The 19405-nt window shown below is 28.6% G+C and carries 18 protein-coding genes and 1 pseudogene; 18 read left to right on the top strand and 1 reads right to left on the bottom strand.

What is annotated here, in order from left to right:
- The first annotated feature begins 3 nt into the window (after positions 1 to 3).
- From wtpA to ACAN_RS10060, 4 genes are read left to right on the top strand one after another with little or no spacing between them, the layout of a single operon-like run.
- The gene (gene wtpA / locus ACAN_RS10075; RefSeq protein WP_099334458.1) at positions 4 to 963 is read left to right on the top strand and encodes a tungstate ABC transporter substrate-binding protein WtpA; all 960 of its coding nucleotides are present in this window, start codon (positions 4 to 6) and stop codon (positions 961 to 963) included.
- Positions 963 to 1949 (top strand): ABC transporter ATP-binding protein, encoded by a 987-nt coding sequence (locus ACAN_RS10070; protein WP_099334457.1) that lies wholly within the window; start codon positions 963 to 965, stop codon positions 1947 to 1949. Before wtpA ends, ACAN_RS10070 begins: the two co-directional genes overlap by 1 nt.
- Complete coding sequence (locus tag ACAN_RS10065; protein WP_099334456.1) at positions 1949 to 2719, top strand: ABC transporter permease; 771 nt, start codon at positions 1949 to 1951, stop codon at positions 2717 to 2719. The genes ACAN_RS10070 and ACAN_RS10065 overlap by 1 nt, the downstream gene beginning before the upstream one ends.
- Before the next feature lie 4 nt (positions 2720 to 2723).
- Positions 2724 to 3404, top strand: a complete 681-nt coding sequence (locus ACAN_RS10060; RefSeq protein ID WP_099334455.1) for an alpha/beta fold hydrolase — start codon at positions 2724 to 2726, stop codon at positions 3402 to 3404.
- A 1-nt stretch (position 3405) separates the two neighbouring features.
- Here the strand turns inward: ACAN_RS10060 and ACAN_RS10055 are convergent, their stop codons facing one another.
- Positions 3406 to 4044: a Crp/Fnr family transcriptional regulator gene (locus ACAN_RS10055; protein WP_099334454.1), complete on the bottom strand. Its 639-nt coding sequence runs from the start codon at positions 4042 to 4044 to the stop codon at positions 3406 to 3408.
- Positions 4045 to 4446: 402 nt separating this feature from the next.
- Between ACAN_RS10055 and fdhF the strand changes: the two genes are divergently transcribed.
- The 14 genes and pseudogenes from fdhF to ACAN_RS09980 all read left to right on the top strand — a co-directional run bounded on the left by fdhF (position 4447) and on the right by ACAN_RS09980 (position 19404).
- The gene (gene fdhF, locus ACAN_RS10045) at positions 4447 to 6687 is read left to right on the top strand and encodes a formate dehydrogenase subunit alpha (RefSeq protein ID WP_228150636.1); all 2241 of its coding nucleotides are present in this window, start codon (positions 4447 to 4449) and stop codon (positions 6685 to 6687) included.
- On the top strand, positions 6687 to 7253 hold the full coding sequence (locus tag ACAN_RS10040; RefSeq protein WP_079577833.1) for a 4Fe-4S dicluster domain-containing protein: 567 nt from the start codon (positions 6687 to 6689) through the stop codon (positions 7251 to 7253). The genes fdhF and ACAN_RS10040 overlap by 1 nt, the downstream gene beginning before the upstream one ends.
- Before the next feature lie 10 nt (positions 7254 to 7263).
- On the top strand, positions 7264 to 9225 hold the full coding sequence (locus tag ACAN_RS10035; protein ID WP_099334451.1) for a proton-conducting transporter transmembrane domain-containing protein: 1962 nt from the start codon (positions 7264 to 7266) through the stop codon (positions 9223 to 9225).
- 11 nt (positions 9226 to 9236) lie between these two features.
- Positions 9237 to 10160, top strand: a complete 924-nt coding sequence (locus ACAN_RS10030; protein WP_079577835.1) for a respiratory chain complex I subunit 1 family protein — start codon at positions 9237 to 9239, stop codon at positions 10158 to 10160.
- A gap of 1 nt (position 10161) precedes the next feature.
- Positions 10162 to 10809 (top strand): hydrogenase 4 membrane subunit, encoded by a 648-nt coding sequence (hyfE, locus tag ACAN_RS10025; protein WP_079577836.1) that lies wholly within the window; start codon positions 10162 to 10164, stop codon positions 10807 to 10809.
- 3 nt (positions 10810 to 10812) lie between these two features.
- On the top strand, positions 10813 to 12297 hold the full coding sequence (locus tag ACAN_RS10020; RefSeq protein ID WP_099334450.1) for a hydrogenase 4 subunit F: 1485 nt from the start codon (positions 10813 to 10815) through the stop codon (positions 12295 to 12297).
- A gap of 11 nt (positions 12298 to 12308) precedes the next feature.
- Positions 12309 to 14048 carry a hydrogenase large subunit gene (locus tag ACAN_RS10015; protein WP_099334449.1) on the top strand — a complete coding sequence of 580 codons (1740 nt, stop codon included), beginning with the start codon at positions 12309 to 12311 and terminating at the stop codon, positions 14046 to 14048.
- 9 nt (positions 14049 to 14057) lie between these two features.
- A complete protein-coding gene (locus tag ACAN_RS10010) occupies positions 14058 to 14594 on the top strand; it encodes a formate hydrogenlyase complex iron-sulfur subunit (protein ID WP_099334448.1) in 537 nt (178 codons plus the stop codon).
- Positions 14591 to 15406 carry an NADH-quinone oxidoreductase subunit B family protein gene (locus tag ACAN_RS10005; RefSeq protein ID WP_099334447.1) on the top strand — a complete coding sequence of 272 codons (816 nt, stop codon included), beginning with the start codon at positions 14591 to 14593 and terminating at the stop codon, positions 15404 to 15406. Before ACAN_RS10010 ends, ACAN_RS10005 begins: the two co-directional genes overlap by 4 nt.
- Positions 15407 to 15417: 11 nt before the next feature.
- The gene (locus ACAN_RS10000; protein WP_099334446.1) at positions 15418 to 15765 is read left to right on the top strand and encodes a formate hydrogenlyase maturation HycH family protein; all 348 of its coding nucleotides are present in this window, start codon (positions 15418 to 15420) and stop codon (positions 15763 to 15765) included.
- A complete protein-coding gene (locus ACAN_RS09995) occupies positions 15762 to 16217 on the top strand; it encodes a hydrogenase 3 maturation endopeptidase HyCI (RefSeq protein ID WP_099334445.1) in 456 nt (151 codons plus the stop codon). Before ACAN_RS10000 ends, ACAN_RS09995 begins: the two co-directional genes overlap by 4 nt.
- Positions 16218 to 16232: 15 nt before the next feature.
- On the top strand, positions 16233 to 17087 hold the full coding sequence (locus tag ACAN_RS09990; RefSeq protein ID WP_099334444.1) for a formate/nitrite transporter family protein: 855 nt from the start codon (positions 16233 to 16235) through the stop codon (positions 17085 to 17087).
- Positions 17088 to 17223: 136 nt separating this feature from the next.
- Positions 17224 to 17592, top strand: a pseudogene (gene yedF / locus ACAN_RS09985) (sulfurtransferase-like selenium metabolism protein YedF); the annotation flags it as partial.
- Positions 17593 to 17685: 93 nt separating this feature from the next.
- Positions 17686 to 19404, top strand: coding sequence for a DUF4153 domain-containing protein (locus tag ACAN_RS09980; RefSeq protein WP_099334443.1), 1719 nt, complete (start codon positions 17686 to 17688; stop codon positions 19402 to 19404).
- The last annotated feature ends 1 nt before the right edge of the window (position 19405 follow it).

The raw sequence follows: 19405 nt of genomic DNA, 5'->3' as shown, positions 1-19405 counted from the left end.
AATATGAAGAAAATTTTATTATCAGCAGTATTAGCTACTGCAATGGCAGCAACATCAGCAATGGCAAAAGAGAAAATTATTGTATTTCATGCAGGAAGTTTATCAGTACCTTTTTCACAAATTGAAAAAGCGTTTGAAACAAAATATCCACAATATGATGTTCAAAGAGAAGCTAGTGGAAGTAGAGCAGCAGCTAGAAAAATATCAGAGATTAAAAAAGCAGCAGATGTTATGGCAAGTGCAGATTTTAAAGTAATTGATAATTTATTAATTCCAAATAATGCTAAATTTAATGCACAATTTGCAACAAATGAGATGGCAATTGCATATACTTCTAATTCTAAATATGCAGATGAAATTAATTCAAAAAATTGGCCAGAGATCTTTTTAAGAGATGGTGTAAAAGTAGGTCATTCTAATCCAAATATGGATCCTTGTGGATACAGAAGTATAATAGTTACAAAACTAGCAGAAGATTTTTATAAAATTCCAAATTTTTATAATAAATTATTAGGATATGGAGAGTCTTATAAAGTTGGTGAAGAGAATAAGAAAAAAGTTATTGTAAGACCAAAAGAGACTGATTTATTAGGGCTTATTGAAGCAAATGCATATGATTATTTATATATTTATAAATCAGTTGCAAAACAACATGGCTTAAAATATATTACTTTACCTAAAGAAGTTTCTTTAAAAGATAATGAAAATGCAGATTTTTATAAAACTGCTTCAATTAAAATTGATGGTAAAAAACCAGGTACATTTATAACAAAAACTGGTGCTTCAATGATATATGGAATAACAATTGCAGAAAATGAAAAATCACCTGCAAATAAAGAAGGTGCTATTAAGTTTGTAAATTTTGTTTTATCACAAAAAGGACAAGATATTATGAAAAAAAATGGTCAAGGAGTTATTAGTCCAGCAAAAATAACTGGTAATGCTTCTATTATAGGGAAATAATGAGTTATTTAAAACTAGAGAATTTATCAAGCACAATAGATAGTTTTGTGCTTGATAATGTAAATTTAGAGATTGAAAAAAATGAGTATTTTGTACTTTTAGGTCAAAGTGGAAGCGGAAAAACAAGACTTTTAGAAACAATTGCTGGTTTAAATAACAGTACTGGAAAAATAATATATAAAAATAATGATATTTCACAACTTCATCCAGAACAAAGGGATATAGGTTTTGTATATCAAGAGTTTGCATTATTTCCTAATTTAAATGTGGAACAAAATATTAAATTTGCATCAAAGTATAAAAAAATAGACAATGCAAATGAGTTATTTGATGATTTAGTAGATTTTTTAAAACTTGGAAAACTTCTAAAAAGAGAGATTGAAAATTTAAGTGGAGGAGAAAAACAAAGAGTCGCAATAGCAAGAGCTTTGTTTTCAAGACCAAAAATTTTACTTTTAGATGAACCTTTAAGTGCAATTGATCCAACTTTTAGAAACTCTATTATGAAAAGTTTAAAAGATATTCATAAAAGATATGATTTAACTACTATTCATGTAACTCATAATTTTAGGGAAGCTTCTTATTTAGCTAATAAAATTGCTATTATTATGAATGGCAAAATACAACAAGTGGGAAATAGTGAGACAGTATTGAATCATCCTGCAAATATTGAAGTTGCAACTTTTTTAGGTTTTAAAAATATTTTCCCTTCTTCTTTACTAGGTTTTACTTCATCTTCAAAGTTTTTTTCTGTTGATCCAAATGTTATACATGTATCAAATAAAAAAAGACCAGAGTGTGATTATACTTTTGAAGCAATATTAGAAGATTGTATGGGAGTTGTTGATCATTATAAACTTTTTGTAAATGTACAAAATCATCAATTTTTTATAAAAATACTTAAAAGAGAGTATGAGGGGTGTTATGCAAATGGTGGCAATAAAGTATTTATTGGCTTTGATAAAAAAGATATAGGATTTATCTAATGCAAAAAAAATCGTTTACAGTTTTACTTATTACCCTTGCATTTATAATAGTTTTTTTCTTAAGTGTTCCTATTTTAAAGATGTTTGTTGGTGTTGGAAGTGATAAATTAATTGAAACAATAAAAGATGGAGAAGTTTTAGCTTCTATTTGGCTTACAATGAAAGTTTCAGCTTGGGCTATGATGTTTGTTTTAATAACAGGCTTACCACTTGCATATATTATTGCAAGATATAATTTCCCTGGAAGAAGTTTAATAGAATCAATTATTGATATACCTGTTATGATTCCTCACACTGCTGCTGGTATTGCTCTTTTAACAACTTTTGGAGATACTTTTTTAGGAGATTTTTTTAAATTTTTTGGAATAGAGTTTGTTGGAACTGAGTATGGAATTATGATTGCAATGATGTTTTTATCAGCTCCTTTTTTAATAAACAGTGCAAAAGATGGTTTTAGAAAAGTTGATGTAAAACTTGAAAAAGTAGCTAGAACTTTAGGTGCTAGTCCTTTATCTGTATTTTTTAGAATCACTATTCCAAATGCTAAAAAAGATATTATAAATGGTGCATTGATGATGTGGAGTAGAGGGCTTGGAGAGTTTGGTGCAGTTGTTATTTTAGTTTATCATCCTATGACAACGCCTGTTTTAATTTTTGATAGATTTAATAGTTATGGTTTAAGTTTTTCTGCACCTGTTGCTGCTGTTATTATAGGTTTTTCTGTTTTAGTTTTTTTAGTAGTAAGATTTGCAACTTCAAAATTAAAGTAGTGTTTTGAAAAAAACAAAAATATATTTATTTCCTGGATTGATGTGTGATAAAAGAGTCTTTAAAGATATATATTTTTATTTAGAAAATGAATATGAATTAATATATGTGGATATTCCTTTAGAAGATAGTTTTGATAAAATGATTGAAAACTTAAACTTTAAAGAAGAAAAAGTAAATCTTTTAGGATTTTCTATGGGAGCTTATTTAGCTACTTATTTTGCATTGAAATATCCTAAAAAAATAGATAATCTACTTATTCTTTCAGCTTCATGTTGTTCTTTATCAAAAAGTGAAATAGCCTTTAGAAAAAAAGCAATCTCTTTTGTAAAAGAGTTTGGGTTTAAACCTTTAAGTAGAAAAAAAATATCAAGTTTACTTGAAAACAAAGATGATTTAAAGTTAATAACTCTAATTTCAAATATGTATGAAAAAATGGGTGAAAACTATTTTTTAACTCATATGAATGCAAGTTTAAAAAGAAAAGATTTAACTGAACAAATAGTGTGCTCTAATTTAAATTTGAATTTTTGTTATAGCAATAAAGATAGTTTGATAAATCAAAAATGGTTTGAAAACTTAAAAAATAAAAGTAATTGTAATTTTAATATAATAAATAGCTCTTCTCACATGATAACATTAGAGAAAAGTATATTTATAGTTGATGAAATTAGAAGAGTTTTTTAAACTATTCAAAATTCTCTAATTCATCAAGTTTATGGATTATATATTTGTTTTTATCGATTTTCTCAATAATCTTTTTCTTTTTTAAATTATTAACTATTGTAGATACTGTTTGTCTTTTTGATCCAATAAAACTTGAAAGAGTCTTTATAGATAAATTTAAATCTAAAAGGTATTTTCCATCTTTTTTTTGGTCTTGAGTTGTAGCAATTTCAATTAAAAAAGTCGCTATTTTCTTTTTGCAACTTTTAAAAACAAGATTTTTTATAATATTTCTTTCAAGCTCTGCTCTATGCTTTAAAGATCTAATTACAGAAGTTGAAAACTCTTTGTTTGCAAAAAGGTTTGCAAATTTTTCCGCATCAATTAAGTATACTTCACTATCTTCTAAAAACTCAATTGCACAAGATGTTTCAGGTATGATGATATTGTTTGCTTTTAAAAAGTATAATACAAACTCTTCCCCATCTTCAAAAATCATAGCCTTTGCTTTTCCACTTTTAAAAACATAAAGACTTAATGAACCATCTTCATACTCTAAATTTCCTTTTTTGAATTTTTTTATTTTCAATGAGGAAAAATCCTCTTTAGATAATATCTTTGACAAATCAATTGAGTCAATCCTTAGTCTATTAGATTCCACTTTTATCCTTCCCTTTATAAAATTTAAAAACTAATTTAAGCTCTAATAGCAAAATATTAACTATTTTATACTTTTATTATACTAAATAAAAAAAAATACCAAAAATATCCCAGAAAAAAATAATTATTTTAAAATAAATTAAAACTTTATATAATTATTTTTTTTACCTAGAAAAATGAAATTTATGTCACCAATCTGACATATAATAATATGTCCATTTTGAATATTTTGTCCTTACCTGCTTCTTTAGAATAAAATAATTTGATTCTTTTTTTCAAAAAATATATTTTGTCATATCTATGACAGTCTAAACATTATTTTTTTATTATGATTCTCTTGTTTATTAATTTTTGATTAATAAAATTAATTAGTTGATAATTTAAGTATTATAAGGAAAAAGTAATGAAAAAAGTACAAAATACTTGTCCTTATTGTGGAACTGGTTGTAATCTTGATTTGCATGTACAAGGCAATAAAATCAAAAAAGCAACACCCACAAAAGGACATCATGTAAATGATGGGGAGCTTTGCTTGAAAGGTCTTTATGGTTGGGAGTATGTTCACTCACCAAGAAGACTTACTAAACCACTTATTAGAAAAAAAGATGGAGTGTTTTCAAAAGAAGGTAAATTAGAAGAAGTGAGTTTTGATGAAGCTTATAAATTTGTAGCTTCTAGAATGAAATCAACAGTTGAGAAATATGGTTCTGATAGTATCATGGGATTTTCATCTGCTAGATGCTCAAATGAAGACAATTATTCTTTTCAAAAACTATTTAGAATCTTAGGAACAAACAATATAGATCATTGTGCTAGACTTTGACATGGTCCAACAGTAGTCGGTCTGACTAAAACACTTGGAAATGGAACAATGACAAATGATCTAGTAGAGTTTGCTACACACAGTGATGTATTAGTTTTAATAGGAACAAATACAAGTGAGTGCCACCCAATTATTGCAATGCAAATGTTAAGAGGGATTGAAAGAGGCGCAAAAATGATTGTGATAGATCCTAAGAAAACTGACATGGCAAAAAAAGCTGATATATATATCCAAACACCAGTTGGTTACAATATCCCTTTTTTAAATGCGATGATTAATTATATAATTCAAGAAGATTTATATGATAAAAATTTTGTGGAAAATTTTTCACATGGTTTTGAGTATGTGAAAGAAGCAGTTAAAGAGTTTACTCCACAAAGAGTTGAAGATGAGACTGGAATTTCACAAGAGCTTGTAAAACAAGCAGCTAGAACTTATGCTAAAGCTAATGCAGCAGCAATTTGCTACACAATGGGAATGACTCAATTTATTGATGGAACATCAAATATTTTCTCACTTTCAAATCTTGCAATCTTAACAGGAAATCTTGGTAAAAAAGGCGCGGGTGTTAATCCTTTAAGAGGACAAAATAATGTTCAAGGTTCATGTGATATGGGTGCATTACCAAATGTTGTACCAAATGGACCTGTAACAAGTAAAGAAGTAAGAGATCATATTAAAGATATTTGGGGATATGAAATTAGTGAAAAAATTGGTTATTCACTAACAACAGCTCCTGATAAAATTGAAGAAGAAAAATTAAAATTATTATATGTATTTGGTGAAAATCCAGTAATGAGTGATCCTTGGACAGAACATTTTGTTCATGCTGTTGAACACTTAGAAACTTTTATTGTTCAAGATATCTTCTTAACTGAAACTGCACAAAAAGCAGATGTTGTTTTACCTGCTGCTTCATGGGCTGAAAAAGATGGAACATTTTTAAATACTTCAAGAAGAGTTCAGTTAATTAGAAAAGCAGTTGATGCACCAAATAACTTAGATCCAGATTGGAAAGTAGTTGCAAATATTGCAAAAGAACTTGGTCTTAAAGGGTTTGATTATACAAGTGCTGAGGATATTTGGAATGAAGTAAGAAAAGTTAACCCAAAATTCTTTGGTGGTATTAGCTATGAAAGAATAGATAAAAATGATGGAATTAGTTGGCCTTGTCCAAACTTAGATCATCCTGGTACACCTGTTTTATATGAAGGAAATAAATCTATGCTTCCTGATGGAAAGTTTAAATTAGTTCCTGTAATTTATTCAGAAGATAAAGATCAAAGAGCTAAATTAGAACAAGAGTTTATGGAAAAAACAAATATGCCAAAAGATTACCCTATTGGTTCAGGGGCATTGAGTGAAAAAGTAAACGAATTATATCCTTGTTTATTTACAACAGGAAGAAAAGTATTCCATTATCATACAGGAACAATGACAAGAGAGTGTAAACCTCTAGAATTAGGTTCAGATATTATGGGTGCAACAATTGAAGTAAGTGAAGATATTGCAAGAGAAAGAAAACTAGAAGAGGGTTGTTATGCCTTAGTTGAAAATAAAAGAGGAAAAATTGCTGCAAAAGTAAATATCAATAGAGATTTACGACATGGAACAATTTTTACAACATTCCACTATGCAGAAGCAGATGGAAATGTACTTGCAAATGCACAGGATAAAGATCCTTTATCTGGAATGAATCCTTTAAAAATGACAATTGCAAAAATTAAAAGAATATCAGAAGAAGAGTTTTTAGAAGTTCGTAATCAAACAGATATTCAAATGCACCCATCTGAGTTATATCGTGCAGTAAGGAGACAATAATGAGCTTACCATTAAAAAATAAATATGTAATAGCAGATCCAAATGTATGTATTGGTTGTGCAACTTGTATGGCAGCTTGTTATGAGTCTGCTTATGCAAGAGGGAAATTGGCAGTTCCTAGACTTATAGTAACTAGAACAAATAGTGGAACAATGCCAAATCAATGTCGACAATGTGATGATGCTCCTTGTGCAAATGTTTGTCCTGTTGGTGCTTTAGAGTTTGAAAAAGATTGTATTGCTTTACATGAAGAAATCTGTATTGGTTGTAAAATGTGTACAGTTGCATGTCCTTTTGGTGCAATTAGACCAGAAGCTGAGTTAATGCCATCGGTTGATTATACAATGGAGCCTAAATATAACTTAACAATACAATCTGAAGTAGGTGTAAAATCTATAGCAGTTAAATGTGATTTATGTGTAGGAAGAGAAGACGGACCATCATGTGTTGAGGTTTGTCCTACAAATGCCTTATCTTTTCGAGACAATTTAAATAATAACTTTATAGAAGAGAAAGCACAAAAAACTGTTGAGTCTTTTACTAAAGAAAAAATGAAATATAAATAAAGGATACCTAATGACACAAGTATATTTTTTGTATGTTATAGGTTGTATTATATCTTTACTATTATATAAACAAAACAAAATTGCAGCAAAAGTGGGATTTTCAATTTCCGCTATTGCTTCAGCTTATGCAGTGTTTTATTTTTTAGTAAATTTAGAGCAAACAGTTAGTATTAATATGTTTGAAAGCTTATTGTATAGCCCTAAACTTGTTTTAAACCCTTTAGGGAACTTTTTTTCATTTGTTGTGAGTTTAGTTTCACTAGCTTCATCAATTTATGCAATTCAGTATTCTAGTGAGTATGAAAAAAAGGGAAGTTTAGCTGTGATGGCAGGATTATTTAATGCATTTATTTTATCAATGCTTTTATTAATTGCTTCAGCAGATGTATTTTGGTTTATCATATTTTGGGAATGTATGACAGTAATTTCTGCATACTTAATTTGTTTTAATGATTCTAAAAGTTCATTAAAAGCAATAATGATTTATTTAGGAATTGCTCACTTAGGAGCAATGTGTATTACAGCAGCATTTTTAATTATGTCTGCACAAACTGGTTCATTAGAGTTTAGTTCTTATGAAAATATTGAACTTTCACCTGTAATGGCAAGTATTGTTTTTTTATTGGCATTTATTGGATTTGGTTCAAAAGCAGGGATGTTTCCTATGCATGTTTGGTTACCAAAAGCTCACCCAGCAGCTCCAACAAATGTATCTGCTCTTATGAGTGGAGTTATGATTAAAGTTGCACTTTTTGGGATAATTAAATTTTGTTTATGGCTTCCTGTGATGGAATGGTGGGGACTTTTAATTATTGTTGTTGGTGCATTATCTGCATTACTTGGAGTACTTTATGCTCTTGTACAACATGATTATAAAGCATTATTAGCATATCACTCAGTTGAAAATATTGGAATAATTCTTTTAGGTTTAGGAACTGGTGTTTATGGAATTGCAGCAAATATGCCAACATTAGCAGCTATAGGTTTTCTTGCAGGTTTATATCATATCTTAAATCATGCGACTTTCAAAGGATTACTATTCTTAGGTGCGGGAAGTGTTTTATATACAACTCATACTAAAGAGATGGATAGCCTAGGTGGTTTAGCAAGAAAAATGCCTTTAACAGCATTTGCTTTTTTAATTGGTTCTTTAGCAATTACTGCAATTCCACCACTTAATGGTTTTGTTAGTGAATGGGTTACATATCAAGGTATGTTTCAAGGAGCACTTTCAGAATATGCAAGTAGTAGAGTTGTCTTTTGTATAGCAATTGTTGCTTTAGCATTAACAGGAGCATTAGCAGTTATGTGTTTTGTAAAAGCATATAGTGTTATTTTTGGTGGAACTCCAAGAGATAAAAAAATATTTGAAAATGCAAGAGAAGTTCCTGTAACTATGGTAATTGGAATGTTTGTTCTTGTAGCTGGATGTATTGCTTTTGGTCTTGGTGCAAATATTGTAGTTAAAGATATTATGCTTGTCGTTTCTTCATTCTCTGGAAATTATGAAGCTGTAAATGGAACAGTTATTAATTCACCTATGGGATCAACAGTATCTCCACTATTAATAGCAGCTGTTTTAGTTGTAACTGTATTAATTCCAGTTGTAATTTTAAAATTAGCAAAAGCTAATAGAACAAAACCAAGACAGACTGATCCATGGGCTTGCGGTTTTAAATATGATAGTAGAATGCAAATGACAGCTTCACCTTTTACAGGTGATTTAAGAAGATTGCTTAATTGGTTATATAAAAGTGAAACAAAAGTAAAAGACCAAGGTTATTTTGCCCCTGTAGTTTATGAAACACATGCAAAAGATATTTGGTGGAATTTATTATACGAACCAGTTATCAAGCTTACAGTTAATACTGCAAAAGTAGTATCAAAAATGCAAAATGGAAATGTAAATATGTACTCTTTATATATATTAATCGCATTATGCCTTTTTGTCGGAATTAGTTATTTACTTTAAAGGAGTGCATTATGGACAGTATATTATTTATGATTTTACAAGTTATCTCAATTGTTCTTATAGCACCTTTGTTTGACGGAATGGCAAGAAAATTAAGAGCTAAATTGCAATCAAGAGAAGGTGCACCAGACTTTTTTCAAACATATAGAGATATTAGTAAACTTTTAAAAAGAAGTAGAACAGCACCTTCGTGTGCCCATTGGGTGTTTAAAACAGGACCTTTTGCTCTTTTTGCAGCAGGGGCAGCATTACTTGCAACTATACCTATTACATATAGTTCAAATAGTTTTGCGGGAGCTTATGCTGATGTATTAGTATTTATTTACTTAGGAGCATTATTAAGATTTGCATTTGGTGCAACATCAATTGATTCTGGAAATCCATTTGCAGGTGTTGGTGGAGGAAGAGAACAAATTTTAGGAATTTTTGTTGAACCTGTAATGATGATAAGTTTATTAGTAGTTATTTTATTAGCAGGAACTACAAACTTAGTTGAAATTCAACACTTAGTAAGAAGTGGAGAAATTGGATATCACACACCAGCTTTTGCAATTGCTTCTATATCTTTTTTATGGGCTGTTTATGTTGAAACTGGTAGAAAACCTTATGACTTAGCAGAAGCAGAACAAGAGTTACAAGAGGGTGTTTTAGGTGAGTATTCAGGCTCAGATTTTTCAATAGCACATGCTGCATTAATATTAAAACAAGTTGCAATAATTGGACTTTTTTTAACTATTTTTGAACCATGGAATTTTGAAAATCCATTTTTAGCATTGATTGTATTTATTTTAAAAGTTGGAATTTTTTATGTAGCTGCTGTATTTATAGATAACTTTGGACCTAGATTTAAAGTTTTAACAAGTTTAAAAAATAGTGCAATTCCACCACTAATTATATCTATAATAGCACTAATTTTATATGTGGTAGGAGTGTAAGATGATTGATTTATTAAGTATATTATCAATAATTTTAATTATTAGTTCACTTTGTGTTTTTGGAATAAGAAATTATAAACTTGCTACATATGCGTACTCTTTTCAAACGTTTATATTAGTGATGATTTTTCTTTATCTTTATAATACATATTCAGCAGATGAGTTAGGTAGTTGGGCAATAATTGCATTTTTTACAAAAGTTATTTTCGTTCCAGTTATTTTACTAAGACTTATTAAAAAGTTAAAAGTTGAACATGAAGATGAACCCGTACTTGGATTTTATGTAAGTCCAATTGTTGCTATTGCATTTTCATTAGCTATTGCAATGGCTTTATATCCAATATATTTGAAATTTTCATTAATAAAAGAGCATATACCTTTAATTGCATCAATTACAATTTTTATGATTGGAATTTTTGGATTTGTATTAAGAAATTCAGCAATTAAACAAATTCTTGCTTATTGTACTTTTGAAAATGGAATACATTTATCTTTAGCATTAATGGCATATAACTCACCAGAGATTGTGGAGTTAGGAATTTTAACTGATGCTTTATTTGCAGTAATTATTACATCTATTTTTGCAACTAGATTCTTTAAATATTTTGGTTCTTTAGATGTTTCAAAAGCAACTGAGTTGAAAGGATAAGGTATGGATATTCAACAATTATTATACTTATTAATGGTTTTACCTGTTATTGCATCAGTAATAATATGGTTTTTACCAAAAAATTATAAAGTACTTAGTACTTTTCACATACTTGGTTCTATGGCAACTAGTATTATAGGCTTATTAGCTGTATCAAAAGTAATTGATGGACAAACATATTTTATCTTTGATGAGATGTTTTTTCTAGATTCATTAGGAGCAGTTTTTATTTCATTAATTGCAGTAACTGGACTTTTAGTTAATCTTTATTCAGTTAAATATATGCAATGGGAAGTTGAAAAAGGTGAATTAACTGTAAAAGATACTAAACTATTTTTTACTCTTTTTCATTTATTTGTTTTTACAATGACTTTTTCAGTTCTTGCAAATAATATTGCTTTAATGTGGGTTGGTATTGAAGCTACTACATTATCTTCTGTATTTATGGTTGCTATTCATAAGAGTAAAAAATCAACAGAAACAGGTTGGAAATATATTATTATTTGTAGTATTGGTTTAGCTTTTGCTTTATATGCAACAGTATTACTTTATAGTGCAGGTTTTAATATCATAAATGATAGTCACAGTGCAATGCTTTGGACTACATTAATGGCACACTCAAAAGAGATTGATCCAGATGCATTAAAACTTATTTTTGTATTTGCATTGATTGGTTTTGGAACAAAAGCAGGACTTGCACCAACTCATACTTGGTTACCAGATGTACACTCAGAAGGTCCAGCTCCATCATCAGCTATGTTATCAGGGATACTTTTAAAATGTGCAATTTTAGCTTTAATTAGATACTACGCTGTTGTGGGTAATTCACTTGCAGGGTTTGAGTATGTTCAATCACTAATGATAATAAGTGGTTTAGTTACAATTTTTATTGCATCATTTTTCTTACTTATGCAACATGATGTTAAAAGAATGTTTGCTTATCACTCAATTGCACATATGGGTGTAATTGCATTTGGTTTAGGTATTGGAGGAGCAGTTGGATTATTTGCAGCACTATTCCATGTTTTAGCTCACTCAGTTACAAAAGCTTTAGCTTTTTGTGTTACAGGAAATATGATTCAAATTTATGGAACAAGAGATATGACTAAAATGGGTGGGCTAATAAAAATAGCTCCAATTACAGCAATTTTATTTGGTATTGCTGTTTGTTCTTTAGTTGGTGTTCCAGGATTTGCAATTTTTGTAAGTGAATTTTTAATGATAAAACAATCAATCGTAAATGGACTAAATTTAGAAGTTATATTATTTATTATTGGTCTGATTATAATCTTTATTGCTGACTTTTCACACTTTAATCTTGCAACATTTGGAAAAAGTAATTCAAAAGTTTTAAGAAATGAGTTACCTTTAAGTGCAAACTTACCATTAATTGGTCTTGCTTCATTGATTATGATTTTTGGGCTATTTACTATTAAGCCTTGGTTTGCACTATTACAAAATGCAGTAAATATTATTATGGGTATATAAGGAGATAGGTTATGAAAGTAGGTCAAAACTTTATTGATAAAGTAAAAGAAACAATAGCAATAAGAGATGTTTATAGACAACCAGAAGATCAAATAACAATTACAGTTGATAGAAATGATCTTCCAGAAGCAGTAAGAATTTTATATTATGATTTAGGTGGTTGGTTATCAACAATGATTCCAAACGATGAGAGACAGTTAAATGGTAACTATGCTTTATATTATGTACTTTCTATGGAAGGTAATAAGATGTTTGAAGGAGATGAGTTACCACAAGATCAAAAATGTTGGATTACTGTAAAAACTTATCTTCCAGCATCTGATTTAACTTATCCATCAGTTACATTAAAAGTTCCAGCAGCTGTTTGGTATGAAAGAGAAGCATACGATATGTTTGGACTAACAGCGGTTGGACTTCCAGATCCAAGAAGACTTATGGTTTCAGATGATTGGCCTGAGGGACTTTTCCCATTAAGAAAAGATTCTATGGATTATAGACATAGACCAGATCCAGTTGATCATAAAGATGAGCCTGATTATGAGTTTATGAAACCAAAAGGTGCAGGAGTTTTAGATGTGCCTTTAGGACCTTTACATATTACAAGTGATGAGCCAGGACATTTTAGATTATATTGTGATGGTGATACAATTATTGATGCAGATTATAGACTTTTTTACCAACACAGAGGTATGGAAAAGCTTGCTGAAAATAGAATGAATTATGACCAAATGGGATATTTAGCTGAAAGAGTTTGTGGTATTTGTGGTTATGCACATGCAATTGCTTGTATAGAATCAGCAGAAAAAGCAATAGGACTTGAAATACCTTTAAGAGCTCAAGCTATGAGAGTTATTTGTCTAGAGATTGAAAGACTTCACTCACATCTTTTAAATATAGGTCTTGCTTGTGAAGTTACTGGAAATATGAATGCCTTTATGCATATTTTTAGAATTAGAGAGTTCTCTATGGAATTAGCCCAATTAGTAACAGGTGGGAGAAAAACCTACGGAAATGTTGTTATGGGTGGATTAAGAAGAGATATGACAGGTAAAGAGATTAAAAAAAGTTTAGAACTTCTAAAAACTATTGAAACTCAGTTAAATGAAGTTTGGGACGCTGTTATGGATGATAAAAACCAAATTGCTAGATGGAAAGGCGTTGGTATTTTAGACAAACAAGTTGCAAGAGATTTTTCTCCTGTTGGTCCAAATGTAAGAGGAAGTGGTTTTAAAAGAGATTCAAGATATGACCATCCTTATGACTTTTTAGATCAATTAGATTTTAAAATTCCAACAGAAGATGGTTGTGATGTATTTGCAAGGGAAACTGTAAGATACAAAGAGTTAATTGAGTCTATTTCTATTATTAGACAATGTTTTGAAATGATGCCAGGTGGGCAAACTATCATTACTCCTCAAACTATGATTAAACCAGAAGCATATGCATTAGGAAATGATGAAGCACCAAGAGGTGAAAATATTCACTGGATTATGCATGGAAATGCACAAAAAGTATATAGATGGAGATGTAGAGCAGCAACTTATAATAACTGGCCATCTTTAAGATATCAATTTAGAGGAAATACAATAGCAGATGCTGCATTGATAGTTTGTTCTTTAGACCCATGCTTTTCATGCACAGAAAGAGTTACGATTGTTGATGTTAATAGTAAAAAAACAAAAGTATTAACACAAAAAGACTTAAAAAGATATTCACAATCTTTAAAAAGTCATCCATTGAAAAATATGTAGGAGTAAGAGATGAAACTACTTGATATGACAAAAAAGTATGGAAGTGCAACACATAAATACCCTTTAGAACCATATGAAGTATTTGATGGTTTTAGAGGGAAACCATCATATACATATGAAAATTGTATTGGGTGTACTGCTTGTGGAGTTGCTTGTCCATCAAATGCTATAAATGTAAAACTAAATAAAGAGAATACAAAACTAGTATGGGAGTTTGATGCTGCAAGATGTATTTTTTGTGGTAGATGTGATGAGGTATGCCCAACTAGTGCTATTGTACTTTCAAAAGAGTTTGAATTAGCAGTTAAATTTGATAAAAATAGTTTAAAAGAAAGAGGTGAACTTGATGTTCAATATTGCGAAGTTTGCAATAAACCTTTTACAACAAAAAAACTTATTTCATACAATTTAAACAGATTACATAAAGCTGGATGGGATAAGAATAGTTTAGATAAAAAAGCTAAATATATAAGAACTTGTACAGATTGTAAAAGAAATCATGAAGTTGAAAATTTAACAAGTAATTTTAAAAGGGGTACAAAATGAGTAAAACATATGTAGTACCAGAAGATATAAAAGATGCAAACACACTTGAAGCAAAATTAGAACATCTTAAAAATATTAAAAGAAGTTTTAATGTTTTTAGAGTTGATTGTGGTTCTTGTAATGGTTGTGAAATTGAGATTTTTGCAGCAATTACACCAATGTGGGATCCTGAGAGATTGGGTTTTAAACTTGTTGCAAGTCCAAGACATGCAGATATATTAATATGCTCAGGACCAGTTACTAGACAGATGTATTATCCTTTATTAAGAGCATATGAAGCAACTCCAGATCCAAAAGTAGTAGTAGCAATTGGTGCTTGTGGTTCAAGTGGAGGTATTTTTCATGATGCATATAGTGTGTGGGGTGGAATTGATAAGGTTGTTCCTGTGGATGTATATATTCCAGGATGTCCTCCTCATCCAGCTACTATTGTTCATGGATTAGCATCAGCTCTTGGAATTTTAGAACAAAAACTTGAATATAAAGAACATAAAGATGGTTCTAATGATTCTCCAATACTTGAAGACTCTTTATTGGGAAATATTCTTTTTGAAAGAGATGTATTAGTTGAAGCTAAAAGACTTATGAGTTATTACTTTGGTAGAAAACTTTATGACAAATATATTACTGCTTTAAAAAATACAAGTGATATAAAAGATATTCAAAAAACTAAAAAAGTTATAGAAATATATAGTAGTGAAGAAGAAGATTCAAGGTATGAAGAGTGTATGAAAAAACTTCATAATAATGTTTACTTAAAGTATATGAAACAGTTTGTATTCATTAACGATGAGGATAAATTTATAATTTAAAGAAGTTAAAAATGATAGAAATATGTAAATTAACTAAAAGAAGAGTAGATCCTACATCACCAGATTTACCTGAAAAATATAAACAAGTAAAGATTTTTTCAATGGCTGTTGGTCATGGTGTAGGAACTGTAGATTTTATGGAGTGTATAAAAAAAATATCTGAAGAAGAGTATTTAAAAGTAGTTGAAAATTGTGGAGAATATGCACAATTTAAACTAGGAAACTTAACTAAATACTTTGAAGTAGAAGTTTTCCCAGAACATGCACAACTGTTAGTGCCAGAAATGCCTGATTGTTACTTAAAAACTCTTTTTTCTTCTTTAGAAGAAGGATTTATTGTGATAAGGAAAAGCATATGAAAAAAGCAATTTTAACAATAGGAAATACTTTAAGAGGAGATGATGGAGTAACTGCTTATTTAGGGAGTTTAATTGAAAAAGATGACTCTTTAGATTGGCAGATATTTTATGGAGAAGATACTCCTGAGAGTGAATTTCATAAAATAAGAGAGTATGCACCTGATTTAATCATTGTAGCAGATGCAATGACTGGAATGAAAATAGGAAGTGTTGAAGTTATGGATTTAAGTGATGATAGAGATTATATGTACTCAACTCATAACTTACCAACACCAATATTAATAAGTTATTTAAAAGGATTTTGTCAAAGAGTTCTTTTTTTAGGATTAACAGTTGATATTGAGAATGTATTAGAAGTAAATGAAGAAGTTTCAGATGAAGCTAAACAAACAGCAAAAAGTGCTTTTGAAAAAGTAAAAGAAATAGATTCAATTTTTGATGATAATAATTAAAGGGAAGGATAAATTATGTTATCACCAGCAGATACAGCGCAATCATTAGTTAAAGGTTTAGAACACAAGGTTAAAATGCCAATAGTAAGTATTATTTTCTTATCAATTATGGCAGGTGGATCAATAGGAATGGGTGATATTTTTTGGGCCCATTCTACAGTTGGAGTTGCTGAGGCATCATCTCCTGGAATTGCAAACTTTTTAGGAGGAGTTGCCTTTTCAGTGGGTCTTGTAATGGTAGTTTTCTTTGGAGGACACTTATTTACTAGTTCATTAATGTCAGGGGTTTCAACACTTGATCATAAATTATCATTTTCAAAAATGATTTTTTACTGGGTAGTTGTTTGGATTTTTAACTTTGTTGGAGCAGCCATAGTAGCATATATGTATTATAAAGCACAATTGCCTTTAAAATATGATGGTCAAATATTGCATCACTTTCTTGAAATGGGTGTAGCAAAGAATAATCTTTCTTTTGAAGCTGCATTTATTAGAGGAATTTTTTGTAATGTATTTGTATGTATGGCCGTTTGGGCAGCAACTGGTGCTTCTGATGCAGCAGGTAAAGTTTTATCAATTATTTTAATTATTGCAGCATTTGTTGGTTCTGGTTATGAACACGTTGTTGCAAATATGTTCATTTTTACAGAAGCATTATTAGCAAAAGCTTATTATCTTCATGAAGCAGGAGGTACTATTCAAGCACTAGCAGAACATTCACATATAGCAGCAGCTAAATTAGAAGAGTTTACATTTTTAAACATCATTCCAAATAATCTTCTTCCTGTAACACTTGGAAATATAGTTGGAGGATTGTTTTTTGTTGGAGTTGTTGGTTTTATGTCTCATAAAACTGATATGAAAAAATAAAATAGAATATTAAAAAAAGAGGGTTTTCCTCTTTTTTGTAAAAAGTAATATTTAGTAAACAAATCATATAATAAACTTCAAGCTTCTAGTATAGAAGAGAAAGCTACACTTAAAGCTTTTTTCAAACAAAACTTATGAAAAAAGGCAAACTATTATGCTACAAGAAACAAAAGATAAAACAGTATTTTTAAAATCAGATAAAATTGGTGAGGGTGAATTAGGCTCAATGCTAATAAGAGGTTTTTTAAAAGCAATGGCTGAGCAAGAAAAATTACCAAGTAAAATTATATGCGTAAATAGTGCAGTTTTATTAACTACTACAAATGATGAAAATGATGATGCACTAATTGCTTTAAAGGATTTAGAATCAAAAGGTGTAGAGATTTTCTCTTGTGGAACTTGTCTTGACTTTTATGAAAAAAGAGATGAATTAAAAGTTGGAATTGCTGGTAATGCAATGGACACAATAGCAACACTTCTAAACACTAATACAGTTACTTTATAGTAATCTTTCACTTTAAAACCTAAGAAAGTTTTTTCTTAGGTTTTACACATAAAAAATTCACTTTTACTTTATATATTTTTAAAAAGGTATATTATGCTTAATATAAAAAGCTTTACTAACTCTATATCTAAAGAGTTATTTTTTAGATTTCCTCTTGTTTTCATATTTATGATTTTATGTTTTTTCCTTGCAGTATTTGAGAATAATCAAATCTATTTATTAGAACAAAAACTTCAAGGTAAACTATTTTTGAGTAGTTTTATTCTTATTGGATTTACTTTAGCAACTTATTTATATTTAGAAAGGAAAAATTTAGATAAGATAAAGAAAATCTCATTTTTCTTAGTATCTTTACTTATTGTATATTTAGGCGTTTTTACATATGAAGATTCACTTTTATATCTTATTTTTGCAGCTTATTTAAGTATTACTTTTTCAAACTTTTCAAATATAAAAAACTCAAACTATTCAATATTATCTTTTAATATGCAAGTTACTAATAGTGTAGTTTTTGCTTTTTTTAGCTCTTTTATTTTAGGTATAGGAATAAAGGTGATACTTTTAACATTAAAGTATCTATTTTCACTTACTTTTTTTGATTTAATTAGTGATGAAATGATGATTTTTATAAGTATAATTATATTTCCTACTTTAGTTTTAGCAAATATTCCCAAAAATATTGAGCCTTTAAAAAATAGTTTAAAATTAAAAAAAGCAGTAGAACTTTTAATAAAAAATATTTTAACACCTTTAATTTTAATATATACTATTATTTTATATGCATATTTTATAAAAATTATCATAATTCAAGAGTTGCCAAAAGGTGATTTGTCTTGGATGATTTGTATATTTTTAAGTTTATCAATTTTAGTAAAAGCTTTTTTGAAATCTATAAAAGAACAATCTATTTTTACAAATTTTATTGATAAATATTTTATTTATTTAATGATAGCTCCAATAATATTTTTAGATATTGCAATTTATATAAGAGTTAGTGAATATGGAGTCACACAATTAAGATATTGTTTAATTATTTTATCTATTTGGTTTAGTTTTTTAATTGTTTTAGAGTTTATAAAAAAGCAATTTTGTATAAAAAGTAGTTTAGTATCAATGTTTTTACTTTTATTAGTTGCTTCTATTACGCCTTTGAGTTCATCAAATATATCTTTAAATTCTCAATTTAATAGATTTAAAATAGTTATTGAAAAATATGAAGTTTCTAATGATAAAACAAAATATAACTTAAAAGATTTGAGTTTAAAAAAACGAGTTGAATTAACTTCGATTATTAGTTATTTATCAAGAAGTAAAAAAGGAATGCAATTTTTAAATGAGTTTTTTAATAAAAACTTTAAAACAAAATTTGAAGTATTTAAATATATAAATATGAAAGAAGCTTACTCTTATAATTTAAAAAGAGAAAAAAGTAAGTATGCACAGGAGTTTAATTTATATAATCTAGCATATGATTCAAAGGGATATGATTATGTATTAAATTTAGCTAGTAGTAATAATAATGAAAAAGAGTATAAACTAGATGATGCAAAATTGAAAATAGTCTTAAAAGATTCTATTTTAAATCTTAAGATTGATAATAATACTATAAGCTTTGATTTAAAAGAAATAGTAAAGAACTGGGCTAAAAATAATATTAAAAAAATAGATAACTCAAACTATAAAGAAGCCATTTTTATAAGAAAAAATAAAAATATAGAGTATAAATTAAATATTCAATCTTTAAGTATCAATGAAAAAGAAGATAGTTTTGAAGTTGATTATATAAACTCTATTTTGATGATAAGAAGATAAA

Source organism: Malaciobacter canalis, from assembly GCF_008000835.1.
In the GTDB taxonomy this organism is placed as follows: Bacteria; Campylobacterota; Campylobacteria; order Campylobacterales; family Arcobacteraceae; genus Malaciobacter; species Malaciobacter canalis.
This window is presented reverse-complemented; position numbering and strand designations above follow the sequence as displayed.